The sequence below is a fragment of the Streptomyces sp. NPDC058371 genome, from assembly GCF_042723265.1.
Lineage (GTDB): Bacteria > Actinomycetota > Actinomycetes > Streptomycetales > Streptomycetaceae > Streptomyces.
This window is the reverse complement of the sequence record NZ_JBHXJC010000014.1, coordinates 183,587-204,493: the sequence shown is the minus strand read 5'-3', so window position 1 is coordinate 204,493 and position 20,907 is coordinate 183,587. Positions and strand designations below refer to the sequence as shown.

The 20,907-nt window shown below is 67.0% G+C and carries 12 protein-coding genes, 1 other RNA gene and 1 pseudogene; 6 read left to right on the top strand and 8 right to left on the bottom strand.

Annotated features, from left to right (window positions below):
- The first annotated feature begins 109 nt into the window (after positions 1-109).
- The 3 genes and pseudogenes from ACFWM2_RS32275 (at position 110) to rnpB (ending at position 2,400) form a co-directional block, all read left to right on the top strand.
- Complete coding sequence (locus ACFWM2_RS32275) at positions 110-961, top strand: AraC family transcriptional regulator (RefSeq protein WP_383287299.1); 852 nt, start codon at positions 110-112, stop codon at positions 959-961.
- A gap of 56 nt (positions 962-1,017) precedes the next feature.
- Positions 1,018-1,926: pseudogene (locus tag ACFWM2_RS32270) on the top strand (DMT family transporter); the annotation flags it as partial.
- Between the two features lie 70 nt (positions 1,927-1,996).
- Positions 1,997-2,400: RNase P RNA component class A (gene rnpB / locus ACFWM2_RS32265), an RNA gene on the top strand.
- 277 nt (positions 2,401-2,677) lie between these two features.
- Here the strand turns inward: rnpB and ACFWM2_RS32260 are convergent.
- On the bottom strand, positions 2,678-4,582 hold the full coding sequence (locus ACFWM2_RS32260) for a DNA/RNA helicase domain-containing protein (protein WP_383287297.1): 1,905 nt from the start codon (positions 4,580-4,582) through the stop codon (positions 2,678-2,680).
- Positions 4,583-4,716: 134 nt separating this feature from the next.
- Complete coding sequence (locus tag ACFWM2_RS32255; protein ID WP_383287295.1) at positions 4,717-6,672, bottom strand: DNA/RNA helicase domain-containing protein; 1,956 nt, start codon at positions 6,670-6,672, stop codon at positions 4,717-4,719.
- Positions 6,673-6,977: 305 nt separating this feature from the next.
- Here ACFWM2_RS32255 and pglW point away from each other — a divergent pair, with 305 nt between their 5' ends.
- Complete coding sequence (pglW, locus tag ACFWM2_RS32250) at positions 6,978-11,396, top strand: BREX system serine/threonine kinase PglW (protein WP_383287293.1); 4,419 nt, start codon at positions 6,978-6,980, stop codon at positions 11,394-11,396.
- Between the two features lie 7 nt (positions 11,397-11,403).
- Here pglW and ACFWM2_RS32245 read toward each other — a convergent pair whose 3' ends face one another.
- Both ACFWM2_RS32245 and ACFWM2_RS32240 read right to left on the bottom strand, forming a co-directional pair.
- Positions 11,404-11,973 carry a hypothetical protein gene (locus ACFWM2_RS32245; RefSeq protein ID WP_383287291.1) on the bottom strand — a complete coding sequence of 190 codons (570 nt, stop codon included), beginning with the start codon at positions 11,971-11,973 and terminating at the stop codon, positions 11,404-11,406.
- Positions 11,970-13,073: a helix-turn-helix domain-containing protein gene (locus tag ACFWM2_RS32240; RefSeq protein WP_383287289.1), complete on the bottom strand. Its 1,104-nt coding sequence runs from the start codon at positions 13,071-13,073 to the stop codon at positions 11,970-11,972. The genes ACFWM2_RS32245 and ACFWM2_RS32240 overlap by 4 nt, the downstream gene beginning before the upstream one ends.
- A 158-nt stretch (positions 13,074-13,231) precedes the next feature.
- Between ACFWM2_RS32240 and pglX the strand changes: the two genes are divergently transcribed.
- Positions 13,232-16,966, top strand: a complete 3,735-nt coding sequence (gene pglX, locus ACFWM2_RS32235) for a BREX-2 system adenine-specific DNA-methyltransferase PglX (protein WP_383287287.1) — start codon at positions 13,232-13,234, stop codon at positions 16,964-16,966.
- Positions 16,967-17,016: 50 nt separating this feature from the next.
- Here the strand turns inward: pglX and ACFWM2_RS32230 are convergent, their stop codons facing one another.
- Together ACFWM2_RS32230 and ACFWM2_RS32225 are read right to left on the bottom strand one after the other, a co-directional pair.
- Complete coding sequence (locus ACFWM2_RS32230; RefSeq protein ID WP_383287285.1) at positions 17,017-17,226, bottom strand: DUF397 domain-containing protein; 210 nt, start codon at positions 17,224-17,226, stop codon at positions 17,017-17,019.
- On the bottom strand, positions 17,223-18,083 hold the full coding sequence (locus tag ACFWM2_RS32225; protein WP_383287283.1) for a helix-turn-helix domain-containing protein: 861 nt from the start codon (positions 18,081-18,083) through the stop codon (positions 17,223-17,225). Before ACFWM2_RS32225 ends, ACFWM2_RS32230 begins: the two co-directional genes overlap by 4 nt.
- Before the next feature lie 161 nt (positions 18,084-18,244).
- Here ACFWM2_RS32225 and ACFWM2_RS32220 point away from each other — a divergent pair, with 161 nt between their 5' ends.
- Positions 18,245-18,754, top strand: a complete 510-nt coding sequence (locus ACFWM2_RS32220) for an ATP-binding protein (RefSeq protein WP_383287282.1) — start codon at positions 18,245-18,247, stop codon at positions 18,752-18,754.
- Here the strand turns inward: ACFWM2_RS32220 and ACFWM2_RS32215 are convergent.
- Together ACFWM2_RS32215 and ACFWM2_RS32210 are read right to left on the bottom strand one after the other, a co-directional pair.
- On the bottom strand, positions 18,731-20,041 hold the full coding sequence (locus ACFWM2_RS32215) for a 7-cyano-7-deazaguanine synthase (RefSeq protein WP_383287280.1): 1,311 nt from the start codon (positions 20,039-20,041) through the stop codon (positions 18,731-18,733). The two genes, ACFWM2_RS32220 and ACFWM2_RS32215, sit on opposite strands and share 24 nt — an antisense overlap.
- Positions 20,038-20,787 carry a hypothetical protein gene (locus tag ACFWM2_RS32210; protein WP_383287278.1) on the bottom strand — a complete coding sequence of 250 codons (750 nt, stop codon included), beginning with the start codon at positions 20,785-20,787 and terminating at the stop codon, positions 20,038-20,040. The genes ACFWM2_RS32215 and ACFWM2_RS32210 overlap by 4 nt, the downstream gene beginning before the upstream one ends.
- Positions 20,788-20,907: the final 120 nt, after the last annotated feature.

Genomic DNA, 20,907 nt, shown 5'->3' with positions numbered 1-20,907 from the left:
CGCTGCCTCGGCGACCCCCCGAGCCCGGCATAGAACCGAGGCACCCGGACGTTGCCCCCACAGGAGCCGGCCGACGACGGGTCGGAGCGGGGGAGCAGGTGGTGCGACCGTGAAATCCGACAGAACCGACAGGACCGTCAGAGCTGTCAAAGAAGAAGCGCTGTGGACCCGGGCCACGCTCGGCCGTGACGGGCCGCCGCTCGACCTGCTGACCGCCCGCTTCGACCGCCACCGCTACGCCCCGCACGCCCACGAGGAGTTCACGGTCGGTGTCTGCGTCGGCGGCGCCGAGGTCATCGACTACCGCGGCGGCCGGATCCGTACGGGCCCGGGCTCGATCGTCGTACTCGCCCCGGGAGAGGTGCACACCGGAGGCCCCGCGGCCTGCGACGGCTATGCGTACCGCGCGCTCTACCCGGACGCCACGCTCCTCACCGAGGGCACCTTGTCCCCACCGCACTTCCGCGAGCCCCTTCTCGACGACCCCGAACTGGCCGCGGCCCTGCGCGCCGCGCACACCGAACTGAGCGCCTGCCCCGATCCGTTGGAGGCCGAGTCCCGCCTCCCCTGGCTGCTCACCGCCCTCGCCCGCCGCCACTCCACGGCCCGGCCGGTGAGCGACAGGGTCCCGGGAGCGGGCGCCGTCGCCCTCGCCGTACGCGACCGGCTCGCCGACGAACTCCTGGCCCCGCCGTCGCTCGCCGACCTCGCGGCCGACCTGGGCCTGTCCCGCTACCAGCTCCTGCGCGCCTTCCGTACGACGATGGGCATGCCGCCGTACGCCTGGCTCGCCCAGCACCGGGTCAACCGGGCGCGCGGCCTGCTGGAGGCGGGGCACCGACCCGCCGAGGTGGCCGGCCTGGTGGGCTTCGCGGACCAGGCACACCTGACACGCTGGTTCCGCAGAGTGCTCGGGGTGACCCCGGCGGCGTACCGCGCGAGCGTGGCGGGGGCGGCGTAGGGGAGAGGGGTTCTGGGGGAGTACGGGAGGCCGGGGGCGTATGAGGCCGGGGGCGTATGGGGGAGCGCATCCGGACCGGACCGTGTACCGCAACAGCGTTCAAGACACCGGACCGCTCGGCGGCCGAAACTCGGCCCATGACTGCACGTGGCTGGCTCCTCTTCTCCCTGATGGGAGTCCTCTGGGGCATCCCCTATCTGATGATCAAAGTGGCGGTGGACGGGGTCTCCCCGTCGATGGTCGTGTTCACGCGATGTGCGCTCGGCGCGGCCCTGCTGCTGCCGTTCGCGGTACGGCAGGGCGGGCTGACCGCCGTCGTACGGGCGCACTGGCGCCCCATGCTGGCCTTCGCCTGTATCGAGATCATCGGCCCCTGGTGGACGCTGACGGACGCGGAGCGCCATCTCTCCAGTTCCACGGCGGGCCTGCTGATCGCCGGCGTTCCGATCGTGGGTATCGCCCTGGCCCGCTTCTTCGGCGACACGGAGCGGCTCGGCACTCGCCGCACGGTGGGACTCGCCCTGGGCCTCGCGGGGGTCGCGACCCTGACGGTCCCGCACCTGACCGGCGGCGACGCCCGGTCGCTGGTGGAGGTGTTCCTGACGGTCCTCGGGTACGCCATCGCGCCCCTGATCATCGCCCGCCACCTCAAGCAGGTGCCGACGCTCCAACTGATAGCCCCGTGCCTGCTCCTGGCGACCGTGGTCTACGCTCCGGCGGCGGCTGTGACCTGGCCGGCTGCCACCCCGTCGGCCTCGGTGCTGGCATCCCTGGCCGGACTGGGCGTCATCTGCACGGCCCTCGCGTTCGTCGTGTTCCTCGAACTGATCCGCGAGGCCGGCCCGACCCGCGCGGTCGTCTTCACCTACGTCAATCCGGCGGTGGCGGTGGCGGCCGGGGTGCTGTTCCTGGACGAGTCCCTGACGGTCACGGTCGGGGCGGCCTTCGCCCTGATCCTGGCGGGCTCGGTCCTGGCGACGGCGGCCTCGGGACGGGGACGGTCCGGGCGCCCGGTAGCATGGTCGACACGGCAGACGAGCCGGGCGGACGGCCGCGTGGAGGTTCTTGTGGACCTCCCCGAGGAACGTCCGGGCTCCACAGGGCAGGGTGGTGGCTAACGGCCACCCGGGGTGACCCGCGGGACAGTGCCACAGAAAACAGACCGCCGGGGACCTCGGTCCTCGGTAAGGGTGAAACGGTGGTGTAAGAGACCACCAGTGCCCAGGGTGACCTGGGCAGCTAGGTAAACCCCACCCGGAGCAAGGTCAAAAGGAGCGCCGTGAAAAGCGCTCTGCGCGGACGTTCGAGGGCTGCCCGCCCGAGTCCGCGGGTAGACCGCACGAGGCCGGCGGCAACGCCGGTCCTAGATGGATGGCCGTCTCCCCGGCCGCCGCGAGGCGACCGGGCGACAGAACCCGGCGTACAGCCCGACTCGTCTGCCGTCGAGGCCCCCTGGTTAGCGAATATGCTGGTCAGGGGCCCTTTTTGTTGGGTCAGAGAGTCTGATCTGAACCCGTTCCGCACCGGTTCAAACGGGGCTGCGCGGCTACGTACGTAGCCATCAAAGTAGCCGTGGGGTGGTGGAGACAGCTCTGCTTAGTCCAAGGCACTACCGAGCGAGTTGCATATCGCGCGATCGATCCGGTGGACCGCACTCGTGACGAGGCAGGGAGATTTCATCCCGTAATTGCGGCCTTAGCAGTTGACTCAGCGGCACTATCCCACGCTGAGAACCGTAGTAGTCGATCTCCCAGACTTCACCAGCTCATGCAGCTTCGCCTGAGTCTCCGGATCGGTCGAGTAGATGGCCGTGCCGACCATTCCACGCGTCAAGAGCACCTTGTACGTATTGCGGATCAACCGATCCACGTCGATGTCCGATGCCGCAGTCTTACCGTTCCCCCTCCGCAGGGCGGGATCCCTCGAAGCGACCCGGTCGACGACCCAGCCGTTCCCCCGCCAGACGAGGTCGGGCCCGATGATCACACCGCTCCAGTCGTACTCGAAGCCCTGCGCCGTGTAGACGCAGCCGACTTGGCCGAAGCCCGCAGGGTCAGTGGCCCAAAGCGCTGAGGGCGGTGCACCCATGATCGACCGCTCACCCTTGAGGTTCCACGGCCGGCCCCAGTCGCCGATCTGAACATCGGCGGGAAGCGGCTCACCGGGCTTGGCATCCGACCAGCGCCAGCAGAACCCGGCTGACAACCGGGCCCCGTACCCCTTCGACCGCTTCTCGTCCAGAAGCGCTTCCAACTCCTCCGGAGAATCCACGACATCGAGCTGCATCCGACCGTCGGGTTCCCATACGGCGGCCTTGTCGCCCTCCAGCCCCAGCAGCCGTACGACCCACCGCAGATATGCATCGCTCCCACCACAGCGGAACTGGCTGTCCAGCTCCACCACCCGGCACGACAGATTCTTCTGCGCGGCCGCTGCCTTGATCTCCTCGACGGTCCCCGTCTCCCCGGGCCGTACCACCTGATGCTGGTCCAGGAGAAAGACGGGCACACGGGCCACGTCGATCAGTTCCTCAAGCTGCCGTTTGCCAGTGCGCTGAGTCGCTGGAGTGAAACGGCTCGCGGACGTCTCCCGCACGCGATGGGCTTCGTCGCACACCAGCACGTCCAGGCTGTTGCGCTTGGCGGTCACGAAACTGTTGAAGTACTTGAAGAGGTCCCGCACTTCGGGCTTCCGCACGCCGGCCACCTTGCGCATAGTTTTGGTGAACGACTGCGAACCGGTCGCGTGCAGAGCGGGAACGCCGCGCCGGTACAGCTCCCCGAGCAGGGACAGAGCGATCACGCTCTTGCCGGTCCCCGGCCCACCCGTGATGATCACAATCTCTTTGCGATCAGATTGGTGCGCCCGCTCGACGGCCTTCAGTACGGTCTCGTACGCCACACGCTGCTCATCGAGAAGAACGAACTGCTCCCGCTCACGGACCTCCTGCGCGGCGGCGGCCATCAACTGCTTCGAGGGCTGGACCTTGGCAAGCAACAACTCGTCGGCGGCCTTGGCTCCGGATGCGGCGCCCAGCTTCGACTGCAGGTACGCGAGGAAGTCCCCGCGATTGTCCGCCGTGAACATGCGCCCGCGCTCACTGAGTTCGACTTCCTCGAGGCCGGACACGCCGGACGCGGTCGCGTTGTGCAGATAGGCGACGCCGGAGATCCGTTCAGGGTGCTGGGCCAGTGCCCCGTTGAAGGCGACGAGATAGTCGCAGTAACCGCGCACCTGCTCGATGGGGTTGAGGACCGGATGGGAGTAGCCGTCCACGAAGCACAGCAGAGGATCGTCATCGTCGGGGTGAGCCTCACTCCACTGCTTGAGCTCGACGACGACATACGAGGGCTCACCCGTTCGGGGATGGGCTCCGGCGAGAACCGCATCGGCCCGCTTGCTGGTCAACGGCAGCCCGAACTCCAGCAACACCTCCACCTGACCGAGCCCGGCATCGAGCAGCGCGTCGGTGAGCGCCGGGATGCTCCGCTCCCAGGAGCGCGCCTCCGCCATGCTTGGCTGGTACCCATGTACCCGAGTGAATTGCTCGGTGAGATACAGGCCCAGCGATCCTTCAAGGCGGCGAGCGGCGACTGCAGCGGCGGAGTCGCGGAACAGCAAGAGAGGCCCCCAGGCAGCACGAAACAACTCGTGCGGGTGGGGGCATGTCCTGAGGCGGAAGCCCGGCGGGCCGCATTGACGATTGATCGAATGCTACCGAACGGACTGCCGGACCAACTGGCGGGAAAACGTCGTCACGGGCTGACGATCTTGCGCATCTGCTTGGGGAGCGGATGCTGTACCGAGGTGATCACATGCCCGCGCAGAGCGTCCCGCGTGGCCTCGTCCGTCGAGTAGATCACCACGCCCATGATCCCGCGAGTCAGTAGAACGTGGTAGGCGTTACGGACGCAGCGGTCGATATCGGCCTCGTCGATCGTCCTGGGCCGCAGCTCCGGGTCATGGGTGGCGGTCCGGTCGATGACGAAATGGCCTTCGCGCCAGACGAGATCGGGGCCGATGATCACGCCCACCCAGTCGAACTCGAAGGTCTGGGCGGTGTAGACGCAACCGACCTGCCCGGTTCCCCGCGGGTCGGTAGCCCAGAAGTCGGCATCGGGTGCGCCCTCCACGGCATGGCCGCTCTTCACGTTCCAAGGCTGCTGCCAACCGTCGATGGTGACGTCCGGGACCAGCTCGCCGTTCTCGTCCGGATTACTCCACGGCCAGCAGAAACCGGCGACGATTCGCGTGCTCGCCCCTGTGAGTCGATGCTCTTCAAGGAAGTCCGTCATTTCCTGCGGAGAGTCGGCGAGGTGAACCTGCATCCGCCCGTCGGGCACCCAGGCCTGAGGGGTGTGTACGCCCACGCTGAGCAGCTTCAGCACCCAGTCCCGGTAGTAGGCGCTTCCCTGGGCCCGGAACATGCCGCCGAGGTCGATGAGGGTGTGCCGAAGCCCCAACGCCTTCGCGCGTTCGATCAGGTACTCGGCCGTGCCGACCTCGCCGGGGCGAAGGGACTGCCAGTCGTCGAGCAGGAAGACGGGGACACGTGCAGCTTCTATGATTTCGTCGGCTTGAGGGCGTGCGTTCTCCCGCTCCTCGCGGGGTGTGTACCGGTCGACGGAGTGGCGGCGAATGCGGTGCGCCTCGTCGCAGATGACCACGTCGCAGCTGTCCGGCGGCAGCTTCTTCAGCTGGTTGAAGTAGGTGAACAGCCGTGTGGCTTCCTTCTTCAGCTTTCCCTTCATTCCACGCGGCGCGTTCTGCGCGTAGGTCTCGCGAAGGGTCAGGGTGAGTGCCTTGGCCCCCGACGCGTGAACGACATTCCAGCCGGCCTGGTCGAGAGTGCGCCGGAGTTCGAGCGCGATGGCGCTCTTGCCGCTGCCCGGCCCGCCCCGGACGATGATGACTTCCTTGGTGCTGCCCTCGCGGACCCGTCGTACCGCCTCGTGTACGTCCTGGTGCGCCAACTCCTGCTCGTCCAGCAGCTGGAAGCGCTCCGGTGGCCCCATACGCGTGGGGAGGTTGACGTCGGCGATCTTCGGAGGATCGTACTCAGGGGAGTCGATCAGCACCTGGGCGGCCTCTCCACCCGGCAGTGCGGCCAACCGCGCACCCAGCAACTTCCGGAACCGCTCGAGACGGTCCATGGTGTAAAGCCGTCCGTGCTCGCTCTCCGGAAGTTTGAACAGCTCTCGCACGGAATCGTCGTGAGCGTTGTGCATCAGCACGGCTCCGACGACGCTCTCGGGCTTACCTCGCAGAGCGGCTTTGTACTGCACCAGGTAGTCGCAGTACTTCTGCACCTGCCGGACCGGATGCAGTTTCCAGTTGGCGAAGCCGAGGTCGACGGCGACCGACCGCTCCGGGTGCACGGTGGCGGAACGTTGCTGCTTCAGCTCGATCAACACGTACGAGGGTGCGCCGCTGCCCGGGTGCACACCGGCCAGGAGCACGTCCACATCGGCGTCGGTGTGCGGAAGCCCGAATTCTATGAACACCTCCACCTGACCAAGACCTCGCTCGACGAGGGCATTGATCACCAGAGGAAGACTGTTCTCCCAGGCCTCGACAAGACCATTCGCCGGAGGTGTCCCCTCCTGATCCTTGCCTTTCTTCCGCTTGTGCTTGTCCTTGTAGGCCAGGATCAGCCGTTCGGTCAGCGGGCGATGAACCATTCCAGGTTGCCGCTTGACCTCCTCGGCCAACGAAGCAGCAGACTCCCGGAGCAGATACGACGACAAGGACTTCTCCCACGGCACGCCAAATCCCTTGCGGGTGGAGGCGTGTCCTGGGGAGCGGAAGCCTGGCGGGCCGCGATGACAGCGGGAACGTTAGCTCTATTCGGAGCCTTGGGGGCAGAATTGAGTCAGTCGGTCCACGGAAGCGGGAACAGCGGATACTCGCTGCGAGGTAGGGTCGGCCAGGGGTTCTCAGGTGCGCATTTCCGGCCTGTGCCCCCGCGCAGGGAACGGAAGGACACCGGGGAGGTCGGACTGTGACGGCGACAGGCATGCCCCCGGTACCCAAGCCGGGACCGCCGCCGCGGCCCGCGAACCAGTGGAACCAGGAGCGGCCTTCCCCGTATCCGTGGGAACAGGACGCACTCGATCACGTGCGGCGTCTCATGCCGCCGGCCGAGCCGTACCGTGCCTGGGCGACGTTCTCCTTCACCGCCCAGTCCGGCCGCATCAACGAGTGCGACCTGCTCATCGCGGTCCCCGCCGGGCTCTACCTCGTCGAGATCAAGAGCCATCCGGGCCGTCTGGAGAACTCCGGCTCGACCTGGAACTTCCACGGCACCGACCGCAACAGGACGATCAACAACCCGCTGCACTTCAACGACGCCAAGTCCAAGGACCTCAAAAGCCAGCTTCAGTGGGCCGCACGTCAACTGCGCTTCACGGGTCCGCTGCCGCGCATCGAACCGGCGGTCTTCCTCTCCTCCCCGGATCTGGAGAGCCACCTCGACGACGTCCAGCGCATTCGGGTCTTCGGCAGGGACGACGGCGCGAGCGGACTGCCACGTATCTGGCAGGACTTCCTGGGACTGCCGCCGGACCGGCCGGAGCGTCGCATCACCCAGGAGTTCTCGAGCCAGCACCTGCCTCGGCTGCTCAAGGCCATCGGTATCCGGCAGTCGACCGCCCACCTCAAGTTCGGTGACGCCTGGCGGATGCGACCGCATCCGCTGGACACCGGTCCCTCCTGGGAGGACCGGTTGGCCGAGCGAGTCGACGGACTGGTGCAAGAGGAGGGCCGGGTACGGATCTACCTCGTCGGCCAGCAGCCGGACGAGTCGGTCAAGCGTGCGACCGAGCGCGCCGCACGTCGCGAGTACCAGGTGCTCCAGGGCATCACACACCGCGGCATCTCGGCGGCGGTCGAGATCCGCGACCACGAGGCGGGCCCGGCGATCCTCTTCCGCCACCGCAAGACCGACCTCCGTCTCGACCAATACCTGGCCACGCATGGCGGCAGACTCAGCCCCGAGATGCGCCTGGACCTGGTGCGGCAACTTGCAGAGGCCGTACGTCACGCCCACAGCCGCTCGCTCTACCATCGCGCGCTCGCCGCACGCTCCGTCTACGTCAGCGCCCGCCCGGACGGCTCCCGCCCCGAGCTGCGGATCACCGACTGGCAGACCGCGGCCCGGGACTTCGACACGAACGCAACCCTGCTGCGTTCCCTCGGCAACGCCGCTTTCGACGTCGGCCTCATCGAGGACGCCGCACAGGTCTACCTCGCCCCGGAGAGCGAGCAGCCCTACGCGGATCCGGCCGACCTCGACATGTTCGGCCTGGGCGCGGTCTCGTACTTCATCCTGACCGGGCAGCCGCCGGCCGACCGGCGCAGCGCTCTGCGCGAGCGGCTCCGTACCGACTCCGGACTGCGTCTCATCGCGGTCGCCGACGGTCTCTCCGAGGAACTCGACCACCTCATCCAGCAGGCCACTCATCCCGACCCTGATCACCGGCTCGCACCCGTCGACCGGTTCATCGATCTCCTCGACGAAGCCGAGGAGGAGAACGCGGTCCCCGAGCAGCCGCCAGTGGCCGAGCTCGATCCACTGTCCGCTCTCCCCGGCCAGTCCCTGGACGGCGAATGGTCCGTACGTCGTGTTCTGGGCACCGGTGCGACGGCCCGCGCGGTGCTCGTCGAGCGGGTCGTCGAGGACGAGGACGGAGAGTCGTACACCGAGGAGCGGGTTTTCAAGGTCGCTCTCGACCAGGAGAAGGCGCAGCGGCTGCGGGCCGAGGCCCGTGCCCTGGAGCTGGTCGGCGGCGGCACGGTGGTCCAGCTCAAGGGTGGTCCGCGCGAGCTCGCCGGGAAGACCATTCTCGAACTGGAATACGCGGGTGAGCGCACCCTCGGCGCCCGGCTGCGGGCCGACGGCAAGCTGTCGTACCACGAACTGGAGCGGTACGGCAGCGATCTGTTCACCGCCCTCGACCAGCTCGCCGCGAAGGGCGTACGACACCGGGACATCAAGCCGGACAACCTCGGTCTGTACAGGCGCAGCGACCGCACCTGGCAGTTGATGCTCTTCGACTTCTCGCTCGCCGATGCCTCCGACCGCGACATCAAGGCAGGCACCCGCGGTTACCTCGACCCCTTCCTCGACTCGGTGCGGCGAGGGCACTACGACGATCACGCCGAGAGGTACGCAGCAGCCGTCACCCTGCACGAGATGGCCAGCGGCGAACGCCCGTTGTGGGGCGAGGGCCAAGCCGACCCGGTCGCCAACGACGAGGCCGAACTCTCCGTCGCCACCGAGCTGTTTGAGGACGCGCTCAGTGACGGACTGACCCGGTTCTTCAAGCGCGCACTGCACCGGGACACCGAGCACCGCTTCGACACCCTGCGGCAGATGCGCGACGCCTGGTACGAGATCTTCCGCGAGGCGGACGCGGCCAAGCCCGTCACGACACCCGCCACGGTCGACACGGTCTCGGACGCAGGTGAGAACAGCCTGGATGCCGCGGCGAGGGCAGCCGGCCTGAAGACTCCGCTGGTGGCGGCCGGGCTCTCCGAGCGGGCCATCTCGGTGGCTGGCGGCCTCGGCGCCACCGACGTCGAAGGGCTCCTGGACGTCCCGCCGTACATCATCTCCAAGGCAAGGGGTGCCGGAGCACTCGTACGCAAGGAACTCAACCGGCGCCGCAAGCAGTGGGCCGCGAGCCTGCGGCAGCCTGTTGCCCCCGCCGCACCCTCAGCACGCCGCGAAACCGAATCCGGGCCGGTAGCTGTCGACGCGGGCGCGGTGCTCTCGGTGGACGAGATGGCCGCGCGGCTCACTCCCGCCCCCGGACGTAAGGGTTCCCACCGCAGTGAGGTCGTCCACCTCACCCTGGGCCTCCCGCCCGATGACGGCGGGCCGCCCCCGCTGGGCCGCTGGCCGGTGCAGAAGCGGGTCGCGGATCGGATCGGCATTCAGCAGCCGCCGGTCTCGCGCCACCACCGCAATGCGATCAAGGAGTGGTACGAGACCGAGTGGCTTGAGCCGGTCCGTGCGACTCTCTTTGAGGTCGTCGAGGCGGCCGGCCGTGTGATGACCGCCCAGGAACTGGCCGTTGAGCTGCGCATAAGGCACGGCGCGGGTGGTGACACCGAGGAGCGCACCCTCGCCAAGGCGCTCGCCGTCGTACGCGCTGCGGTGGAGGCGGAGGCGGGGGAGGGCGATCCCGACGCGGCCGAGCCCCATGAGCCTCGCCTTGCCTGGCACCGGCGGGAGGACGCCGTTCTCGTCGCTGCCGAGTCCCTTCCGGGCACTGCCGATCCCGCCCCCAGCGAGCTGGCCAACTATGCGGCCGCGTTGGGCAAGGAAGCGGAGCGCCTGGCCCACGAGGACCCCCTGCCGGGCCGGGCCGCGGTCATTCGCGCTCTGAGGAGCGTGCCGGCACCGGACGGCCTTGCCCCACTCGCCGACACACGCCTCGTGGCGTTGGCCGCAGCGGTCGCACCCACGGCCCAGGCGAGCCCGCGTCTGGAGCTGTACCCCCGAGACCTGACCCTGGAGCGGGCACTACGCATCTCGCAAGCCGGGGCCGGAGTCCGCAGGGAGAGCGGCATCACCCCCGAGGAGCTGAACAACCGTCTGCGCGCACGGTTCCCCGACCTGTCCCTTCTGACGGACGGTACGGAGCCCACGCATCCCGAGCTGGAGGAGGCACTGCGCGACGCGCGCTTCTCCCTCGAATACGACACGGAGCAGGGCAAGTTCTTCCCGCCTCGAGTGGCGGCCGAGGCGTCCTGGACCTCGACCGGCGACGCCACGAGCCTGATGCCTCCGGTCCCCGGCAGCCGCCAAGCGGCCCAGGACCCGCACTCCACGATCAGGGCACGCCTGGACGCCGCCGTGCGCCGTGGCGGCTTCCTCGCGCTGACGGTCAGGGGAACGCGGCTGCCGGGAGTGGCAGAGGCGGTAGCCGCCCGATACCCGGTCGAACCGGTAGATGTGAACAGTGAATTCCTGTCCGAATTCCGCCGGTTGGCAGACGAGAAAGACCAGGCCTGGCACAAGGTGCTCGGCGTCGACGCCCGCTTCTCCACCAGCGGCCAGATCTCCAAAGGCCTCGCGGCGTACGTGCGCACGGTGTGGGCGCGCATCGAGGACTCACTTCTGGAGCGCGCCGCCGCACCGCGCACGGTCCTCTTCCTGTACGACGCCGGCCTGCTCGCGCGCTACTGGGACGAGGGCGGACGCGACCTGCTGCTCAAGCTCCAGCACGCGGCCCGCCTCCCGGCCGAGGCACCGCACGGGCTGTGGCTGCTGTGCCCGGTGGAGACGCGCGGCCAGGACCCGCATGTGGACGGCCGGACGGTCGAGTACATCGGTAGCGACGGGGAGCGTACGCATCTGGACAGCAGGTTTGTCGAGACGCTGGCGTCAGGGGCGTCGGACACCGGGGCCGGGGCTCAGGACGCGTAGAGGGATCTCACAGGAGGCCCACCTGCTTGGCCCAGTTGATGAACTGGCCCCGCTGGCAGGGGCAGAACATTCCGCTGTCCATCAGTGCGTCTACGAGGACGCTGGCCACGTATTCGGTGGCGCGGCTCTCCTTGACTGCTTCGGCGATGACGCGGAGAGAGCCCCAGACCTCGAGCCCGGCTCGTCGTGCGATGCGCCGCGCATCACCGTCGTCGACAACCGCGACAGCACCGTGCACTTCGGCCCAGGCGAGGACGGTGGCTTCACCGTGGTTGGAGTTCTGGCCGGATACCAGATCCATCCACTTGACCAGCGCTGCGAGTTCCTCGAGATGGTCGACGTGGACGACCTCGAGCCAGTCGAGTCCGGCCAGAGGCAGGTTGTAGTGGCTGAGCTCGTCGAGTACGGCTTGCGTGGTGACGTTGCGGCGTGGGACCCCGTTCCAAGTCCGCGCCATGTCGGCCAGTAGGTCGATCTTGTCTGCCTTGATCGCATGGTGGAGCGGAGAGGTGTCCCAGACGCATAACTGACCAACGGGGCTCGACGCTGCGGATTCCGGAGGCGGGGCCTGGGTCACGGCAGGCACTCCTCCAGGTTTCGGCTGGGGAGTTCGTCTTCAGCCACCGCGCCGTAGAGCAGTTCGACCGTGCGGGCGGCAGTGATAGCTCCTTGGGCCCAGGCGGAGAGAGCTGCCTTTCGCCACTCGGTACCCGTGGCTCCGATCTCGAGATCGGGAACCGGCTGGCTGCCGTGTGCCGCCAGGAAGTCGCCCCGAACCGGAGTATCTGCTTGCTGCCGCTGTGCTTCTGCTCTGTCGAGCAGCTCCAGGTGGCGTGCTCTGCGCACCACTGCGCTCCAGGACAGCCGATAGGAGGCGGCCAGGTCGAGCAATACCGACCTCGGGGTGTGGCCTTCATCGACACGCTTCCAGGCGTTGACGATGTCCTCGGCAGGCAGCAGGAAATCTTCGGTGAACCGGTCGATGACCTGCTCACGCTCATCCCGCCCGGCTGCCACGCTGGCATCGGAGTGGTACTCGTCCTGCAGCAGGTGGTGGCCGAGTTCATGGGCTGCGGTCCAGCGACGCCTGCCGGGAGCGGCTTGGCCGCTGATCACGGCTACTCCATAACCGTCGAGCAGTAGCGAAGCCCCTTCGGCAGCCTCATCAACCACGGTCAGATACAGCCCTAGGTGCTCGGCGACATCGGCAAGTGGCCCCAGCGGCCCGGAAGGGGTTCCCAGCACCCTGCGTGCGGCGCCCGCGAGCGCGACAGGGTCGGCACCTGAGGCGCTCCGTTCGAGCGAGGGATCCAGCTCCGGCGGAGACAGGAACCCGTGCGCGATGAGCCACTGGGCATGCCGGGCGTGCTCTTCGAGCCGGGCGTCCAAACGGTACCGGGCACGGGAGGCGTCGTCCGCGTTCTCGTCGAGGGCGCTGCGTCGCGACACCAGCGGTGCAGGAGGCCGTGAGACGAGATGTGCGAGAGGCACGCCCAGTGCTTCGGACAAGCGGAACAGCTCAAGCGCGGTGATGCGCCGGTCGCCGGACTCAATGCGTACGACGGCTGTGCGCTCCAGATCCACTCTTGAGGCCAGCTCGCCCTGGCTGAGTCCCGCCGCAAGCCGTGCCTCAGCGATGCGCTCACCCACTTCGGCCCAGCTCTGCACGCCATCCATGTGTGTAATTTTCGCACACCCTATTCGGGATCGATAGTTGCCAATCGATTTCGCGGCCGCTTGGAGATGTCGTTCGCGGACTGAGGCGCTGATGGGGCTGGCAGGATGGGTTGGTCGAGCTGCCGGTCTGCGGTGGGTGGCGTTGCGGTGCGAGAGGGATGCGAAGAGTGACGACTGTCGCGGGTTCGGGTTCGGGTGCGGGAGCTGGTGTGAGCGGGGCTGCCCTGCTCAAGGACCTGAAGAAGCAGGTCACGGCTCTGGAGGACGATCTGCGGGAGCGCAGTGAGTCCGTCGAGGAGTTTCGCACCCGGCTTAAGGCCGAGTATGAGCGCGCCCGCGAGGGAAAGCGGACCGCGGCGACGTACGACGCCTGGCGCGACGAGCGGGTCACTCAGGCTGCCGCGGCGTGGGTGCTGGGCTGTGTCTTCGTACGGTTCTGTGAGGACAACCGGCTGATCGAGTGGCCGTTCCTGGCGGGACCGGGGGACCGGCTTCGGGATGCGGAGGAGCGTCATGAGGCGTTCTTCCGGGAGAAGCCGCACCTCAACAACCGGGACTGGCTGGAGGAGGCTTTCCAGCACCTGGCCGATTCGAACGAGACGGCGGCCGGGCTCTTCGACCGCGCGCACAATCCGCTGTGGGGTCTCACGCCGAGCTATGAGGCGGCGACGGAGCTGCTGTCCTTCTGGCGGCGGAGGGGCGCGGACGGCGAGATCCTGTACGACTTCACGGACCCTGAGTGGGACACGCGTTTCCTGGGTGACCTGTACCAGGACCTGAGCGAGTACGCCCGCAAGACGTACGCGCTGCTGCAAACCCCGGAGTTCGTGGAGGAGTTCATCCTCGACCTCACGCTGGAGCCGGCGATCGAGGAGTTCGGGTTGGCGCCGGAGGGCGGGCTGCGGACGATTGACCCTGCTTGTGGGTCGGGGCACTTTCTGCTGGGGATCTTCGGTCGGCTGGTCGAGAAGTGGCGGGCAGCTGAGCCGGGGACGGACGAGTGGGCGTTGGTGCGGCGGGCGTTGGAATCGGTGCATGGGTGCGACAAGAACCCGTTCGCGGCGTCGATTGCCCGGTTCCGGTTGCTGGTTGCGGCGATGAAGGAGGCGGGGGCGGGGCGGTTGGCTGAGGCGCCGGTGTTCCCGATCAATGTGGCGGTGGGGGATTCGCTGTTGCATGGGCGGGGAGCGGCGGGTATTCAGACCGATTTGGACACGCTCTTCGCTGAGGAGGAAAGCGACGGCGAGGCGTTCCAGTATGCGACGGAGGACGTGGGGGAGTTTGCAGGGCAGGTGGATCTGCTGGGGCGGGCTTCGTATCACGTGGTGGTAGGGAATCCTCCATACATCACGGTGAAGGACAAGCAGGAGAACGAGAATTATCGGGCTGCGTTTGATGCTTGTGCGGGCACGTATGCGCTTTCGGTTCCGTTTGCGCAGCGGCTGTTCGAGCTCGCGGTGAAGGGAGCGGGTGGCCTGGTCGGGGGTGGCGGGTATGTTGGACAGATCACCGCCAATTCCTTCATGAAACGGGAGTTCGGAAAGAAGCTGATCGAGGAATTCTTCCGGAATAAGGTTGAGCTCTCGCATGTGATTGATACGTCGGGTGCCTATATTCCGGGGCACGGTACCCCGACGGTGATTCTGGTCGGACAGAATCGCGTGCCGAATAATGGGCGGACTCTGCGGGCGGTGCTTGGGGTTCGGGGGGAGCCTTCGCAGCCGGAGGTTGCAGAAGAGGGCTTTGTGTGGCGGGCGATTTCCAATCAGGTGGGGGTGCCGGGGAGTGAGTCGCCGTGGGTTAGCGTGGTGGATACTCCGGCATCCCGTTTCGCGGATATGCCATGGAGCCTCTCCGGCGGAGGGTCCGATCTCGTCCAAGAAGCTATCGAGCGTGCAGCCATCGGGAGGCTCAAGGACCGATGCACGAGCATCGGTCGAACGACGGCGAGTGGCGCTGACGACGCGTACTTTCTTCCGGACCTAGCAACTGCACGCCGACTGGGCGAGAGTGATGTGGTTCGCGATTTGGTCGCGGGCGATGCGGTTCGCGACTACTCTTTGACTGCGATTACGCAAATCCGCAACCCGTACTGTGATGATTTGAATTCTCGGTATGTGGATGAGGGAAGCCCGCTTGTTCAGCGGGGACTCTGGCCTCACCGTTCGCTGTTGGCGAAGCGCATTATGTTTGGGAAGACGGTAGTTGAGAACGGCCATCCGTGGTTTGCGCACTTGGAGAGCTATTCCAGCAAACTTACCGTTGGGGATGGTCTCGGATTTGCCTTTGTGGCAACTCACAACCAATTCATGCTCGATCGGAAGGCGAGGCTTTTTAATCGTAGCGCTCCCGTGATTAAGTTGCCGTCAGCGGCCGGAGAGGATGCCCATCTGGAGTTGTTGGGAGTGCTGAACTCTTCAACATCTTGTTTCTGGTTGAAGCAGATGTGTCACGACAAGGGGAGTCAGTCCGGTACTGGTGGATTTATGCATGATGAATGGGAGCGATTCTATGAATTTAGCGGAACTAAACTCCAGGATTTCCCCCTCCCTGCCAGATTGCCACTAGCGCTGGGTCGCCTACTCGATACCCTTGCGCAGGACTTGGCCAAGGCTTCCCCCTCCGTCGTCTGCGAGGACGGCACGCCTATGCGCCTTTCTCTGGATGCCTCGCGTGCCGACTACACCCGTGTACGTCAGTGCATGATTTCGTTGCAAGAGGAGCTGGATTGGCAGGTGTACGGGCTGTACGGACTGCTCTCTGACGTCGAAGCGACCCGGACCACCGATACCTCGCCTGCGCCGACCAACACTCCCGAAGTGCGCCTCGGTGAGCGGGCGTTCGAGATTGTGCTTGCGCGGAAGGTTGCTGCGGGCGCGACAGAGACTGTCTGGTTCGATCGGCACGGTTCGACTCCCATTACCGAGATCCCATCCCGCTGGCCTGATTGGTACCGCGACATCATTCAGGCCCGCATCGACGTCATTGAGAGCCGTAAGGGCATCGCCCTCATCGAGCGCCCAGAGTGCAAACGGCGCTGGGCGGCTGACTCCTGGGAGAAAAAAGAGAAGGCGGCCCTGCGGACGTGGCTTCTGGACCGCATTGAGGAGCCGAGCCTCTGGTACGCCCTTCGTGACGGGATCAAGCACCCACGCACGCTGACCGTTAGCCAGTTCGCCGATGCCCTGCGAGGCGACGCTGACTTCAACTCCGTTGCCCAGCTCTACGCCGCCGACCACATGGGCAAGCCGGACCTGCCCCTCGCGGACGTGCTCGCGGAGGTCGTCGACGCCGAGCACGTCCCGTACCTCGCTGCACTCCGCTACAAGGACTCCGGACTCCGGAATCGCGAACAGTGGGAGCAGGTCTGGGAGTTGCAGCGTGAGGAGGACCGGACGGGCCAGCGGCTCGACATCCCCGTACCGCCGAAGTACAAGGGATCTGACTTCCTGAAGCAGTCGTACTGGTCCAACCGCGGCAAGCTCGACGTGCCCAAGGAGCGCTTCATCTCCTACCCGGGGGCGAGCCCGGACGCTGATCCGACCCGCCTGCTTGGTTGGGCCGGCTGGGACCACAAGGATCAGGCTCAGGCACTGTTCAACCTTGTCGACGACCGTACGAAGCAGGCGGGTTGGGACACCGACCGCATCAAGCCGTTGCTCGCCGGGCTACTCGAAGTCATGCCTTGGGTGCGGCAGTGGCACGGTGAGTACGACGAGGAGTGGGACGGCGTACCCGCCGATGAGTACCAGGCGTACTTCGAGGAGCTGTGCGCCAAGCACCAGGTGAGCGAGGCGGACCTGCGGGCCTGGCGACCGGAGAAGACGCGGGCCAAGAAGAAGACCGCCCCCAAGGAGGCGGCCTCCGCCGAGCAGCCCGCCCTCGGCGAGTAGGAGTTCAATGCAGAGGTGGCTACGGCTCGTTCGAGGCCACCTCTGCTTCGTCAGCCGCCGTTGGCCGCGTACGGGATGAACGCCGACCACTCCGCCTGTCCGAAGGCGAGCTGCGGGCCCTGCTGGTTCTTCGAGTCCCGCACGTGGAAGGTGTTAGGCGACGCCGCTACCTCAACACACTCCGGGCCCTCGTTTGTGCTGTAGCTGCTCTTGTGCCACACAAGGTCGGAGTCATAGTCGGTCGAGGGCTTGATCTTCATGTATCTCCCAGCACTTTCTCGATGAACGCCAACGACTCTCGTGGGGTGAGTGCCTGGGCCCGGATGATCCCATAGCGAGCTTCAAGTTCGCTGACTTCTTTTCGGTCGACGATCACTCGGCTGATCTGCTGAACCTCAGCGTGTGCAGCCTTCGGGCCTTGCCGAGGCTCCAGGAGTTGGAACGAGCCGCCGATCCCCGCGTGATCATCCCGATCGGTTGGCATCACCTGGATCTCGACATTGCGCAAATTTCCGAGTTCCAACAGTCGTTCGAGCTGTCCTTGCAGCACCATCCTGCCACCAAGTGGGCGGCGCAGCGTGACCTCTTCCTGGACGAAGCTCAGAATTGGCGCAGGCCACCGGTTGAAGATCTCCTGCCTCGTCATGCGAGCTGCAACGTGGCGCTCGATCGTCTCCTCGTCGAGAAGCGGTCGCCGCATGCGGAAGAGCGCCCGAGTGTAGTCCTCGGTCTGCAACAGCCCGTGGATGACGGAGTTGCCGTACGCGCCCAACCCAACCGCTTCCGCCTCCAACCTGGCCAAGTCCCGAACCTTCTTCGGATACCGAGCCCGCTCCACATCCTCCGTGAATGCCGCCAACATCCCACCCGCACCCAGAACTTCATCCGCCGAGTCCAAGAACCCCGGCTTCGGTGCTCGTCGCCCCCGCTCAACCGACGACACCTGTTCCTCGCTGTACCCGATGGCCGCGCCCAGCTCGGCCTGCGTCAGGCCCGCCCGCTCACGCCACAGCTTGACCTGCTTGCCGACCGTTTTGAGGACGTCCGCGGAGCCCTCGTCGCCGTCCCAGTCCTGGTCCTCGGTTCCGCTGCCCGACCGACCCGCCCCGACCGTCATGTCCGCCACCTCCGACGCCCACTAGTCCGCACCCAACGACATCCGCATCCCCGACGTCACGCCCGGCCACCCGGACACGCGGTCACCGCGCCCGGACAGATCACGCTGCGTACCGACATCGCTACTGGTCAGGGTAAGGTCGCTCGGACACGCTCTGTTACATGAACGTCGAAATCTCCACCCTCGTAAGTGACTTCACGCAACGGCTCTCAGCTACCCGGCGCGGCGCCCGCCTCGCCCGGCAGCTGGCGCTCCATCAACTCGACGAGTGGGGAATCCCGTACGGCAGCGAGGTATCCGACACCGTCGCCCACGTCGTCGCCGAGCTTGCCGCCAACGCCGTCACCCACGGTCACGTACCTGGGCGGGACCTCCAACTACGTCTCCAGCTCAGCCCCCACACCGTCCGTGTCGAAGTCACCGACACCCGCACCGAGCGACAGCCACCTACACCCGGACAGGCCGCGCCTCCGTCACCCGAGTCCGAATCCGGGCGCGGCCTACTGCTCGTGCAGGAACTCTCACAGGCGTGGGGCATTACCGAGCGGAGTATCGGCAAGACCGTCTGGGCCGAAGTACCGCTTCCGAAAGCCCACTTGACCGCCCCTCCCGGCTTTCCCGCCCGGGACGAGACCGCAACACACCCTTCACGCCACCTCCCTCGCCCCTGACGCCGACTGGATCAGCGCACGCAGCTCATCCCGCCCCTGCTCCACGACACTCAGCCACTCTCCCGTACGGCTCCCCGGCGGCAGCGGCACGTCACCGATCAGGTCGAGAGTGGAGTACTCCTGGGCCAACCAGCGCTGAAGGGCGAGCCAGTGCCGGATCCGGTCCTCGCTGAGGCCGGGTAGCCAGGGCGCAGTCTCGTACGAGGTGGCGTCCGAGCCCATGGCGCTGAGCAGGCCTGCCCGACGTATCAGGCACGGATAGCAGGTGCCGCAGTTGACGTGGGGGAGGCCGCGGCGGCGCTGGGGCGGGGCGCCGCAGCTCAGGGTGTGTTCCAGGGACTCCGGAGAGAGGCCGGCCGCCAGGGCCGCGCGGCAGACGTCGCCCTTCGTGAGGCGCGCCAGAGGGTTCTCGACCCTTACCCGGCCACCCACGGATTCGATCACCGTATTGAGGAGATGGAGAGTCCGTGGGTGCACGGAGCGGGTGGACAGAGCCGCTGCACGGGCCGCGCTCAAAGGCGGGTTGAGAGCTAGCTGACCGTTCTCCGGGACCTGGACCCTGGCGACCCCGTCGGCTGCCGCAACACGCACCGCGGTGGACGCGTAGAGCAGGCCACGCGGACGGGACGTACGTTCCACCACCGTGCCGTCCCGACCACCAGAAGTCTGGCCGACGGTGATCTGCCGCAGGTGGCGGCCCGACCTCACGGTCAGCGCCTTCACGGCAGCGTATGCCTCACGCTGTACGTCCTCGACGTTCTTCTCGGCGTACGTCACCAGAAGCAACATCCCCTCACCAGGCACAGCGGCACGAGTCGCCGCCCAGCTCAAGGAGTCGAGGCCGCCGGAGAAGAGGGCCACCTCCTGGGCCTGCCAGTCCTCATCGACCGGGAAGGACACCTGCTGCGGGGTCGCCCGCATCCGACGGAGGGAGACGTCCCATACGTCAGCAGTCAACGTCTGGAGCAGAGCGGGCAGTGGGCCCGAAGTCGCCGACGCCCACAGGTCCGGATCCGAGACGGGCACCGAGAGGCGGAAATGCCGGGTCCAGCGGTCCTCGCTGTGGCTTCTATCAGCGAGCTTGTCCGCCAAGAAAACGGCGCGGGAAATGCGTAGCAGGTCGTCGGCCCAGGCGGGAACCGGGCCGTAAAGGAGGTGCTGACCTGTGAGGCGTTCCTCGCGTTCCTGGATGCCGCTCGCACCGATTGAGCGCCACTCGGACCCTTCGGGTGACTCGGTGTCGTACGAGCGCCACCAGAAGTGGAGCGGACCGGGAGCCAGTGTCATGCGGGGACCTCCTCCTCGCCGAGGGCGTCGACGGCGAAGCCGAGGACCTTGCCGACCACGCCGGGGACCAGTCGCCTGGCTACGTCGGAGAGCGGGACATCCGCTTCCGCCGAGTCGTCGTTCGCGGACAGGACGGCCTCCGCGGCCTCTGCCGCCTGGGCCTCGGCCTCCTCGCAGGGATTGGGGATCAGCGCAATGATCCGCTCCGCGACGCCGTCGGCGATCTTGCCCTCCGAGTCGATGACTTCGAGCACGGGAACCGTGAGTTTGATCTTCTCGGCGATGACCGCACGCAGGAATTCGGTGACGAGGTCAGCGAAGAACCACTGGTAGAGGAGGCAGAGCAGGTCGCCTGCCAGGCCCCTGCCCTGGCTCGCCCCACTCGGACCGGTGAGGGACTCACGTATCTCGGGGTGCGCGGTGAGCAGTCGCTGGGCCGACGCGGCGATGGCACGACGTAAGGCCGCGTCCACCATCGTGCTGCCTTCGCCACCGACCTGACGGGCGAGTTCGGCGACGAACGCGTCAGCCGGGTCCTGCCAGTCGAGTCGGTTGCCCTCTTCCTCGGACGCAAGGTCCTCGTGAACTGGATCCTTGTTCAGGAGGCCGCTCGGGCCGGCCGCCCCCAAGGTCTCCATTACGTCGGCCAGCCGCGCACCGGCTGCATACGCGGAGTCCCGCAGACCGAAGGCCGACGGGTCGTCCCGGCAGGAGCCCTGGAGAGCGTCTATCGCAGCGGTGGCCACAGCCTCAGGGTCGGACCGGTCCGGGTCCCAACGTGCGAGGCGGCTGTTCAAGCCGGACCAGCGCGGCCCTTCCCAGCGCGTGGATGTACCCATGCCACCGCCTCCCCCGATATGGCCACC

Bases quoted from the DNA above. Each gene is read 5' to 3' on its own strand.
- pglW (WP_383287293.1), top strand. From the start codon at position 6,978: ATGCCCCCGGTACCCAAGCCGGGACCGCCGCCGCGGCCCGCGAACCAG.
- ACFWM2_RS32240 (WP_383287289.1), bottom strand. From the start codon at position 13,073: ATGGATGGCGTGCAGAGCTGGGCCGAAGTGGGTGAGCGCATCGCTGAG.
- pglX (WP_383287287.1), top strand. From the start codon at position 13,232: ATGCGAAGAGTGACGACTGTCGCGGGTTCGGGTTCGGGTGCGGGAGCT.
- ACFWM2_RS32230 (WP_383287285.1), bottom strand. From the start codon at position 17,226: ATGAAGATCAAGCCCTCGACCGACTATGACTCCGACCTTGTGTGGCAC.
- ACFWM2_RS32225 (WP_383287283.1), bottom strand. From the start codon at position 18,083: ATGACGGTCGGGGCGGGTCGGTCGGGCAGCGGAACCGAGGACCAGGAC.
- ACFWM2_RS32220 (WP_383287282.1), top strand. From the start codon at position 18,245: ATGAACGTCGAAATCTCCACCCTCGTAAGTGACTTCACGCAACGGCTC.
- ACFWM2_RS32215 (WP_383287280.1), bottom strand. From the start codon at position 20,041: ATGACACTGGCTCCCGGTCCGCTCCACTTCTGGTGGCGCTCGTACGAC.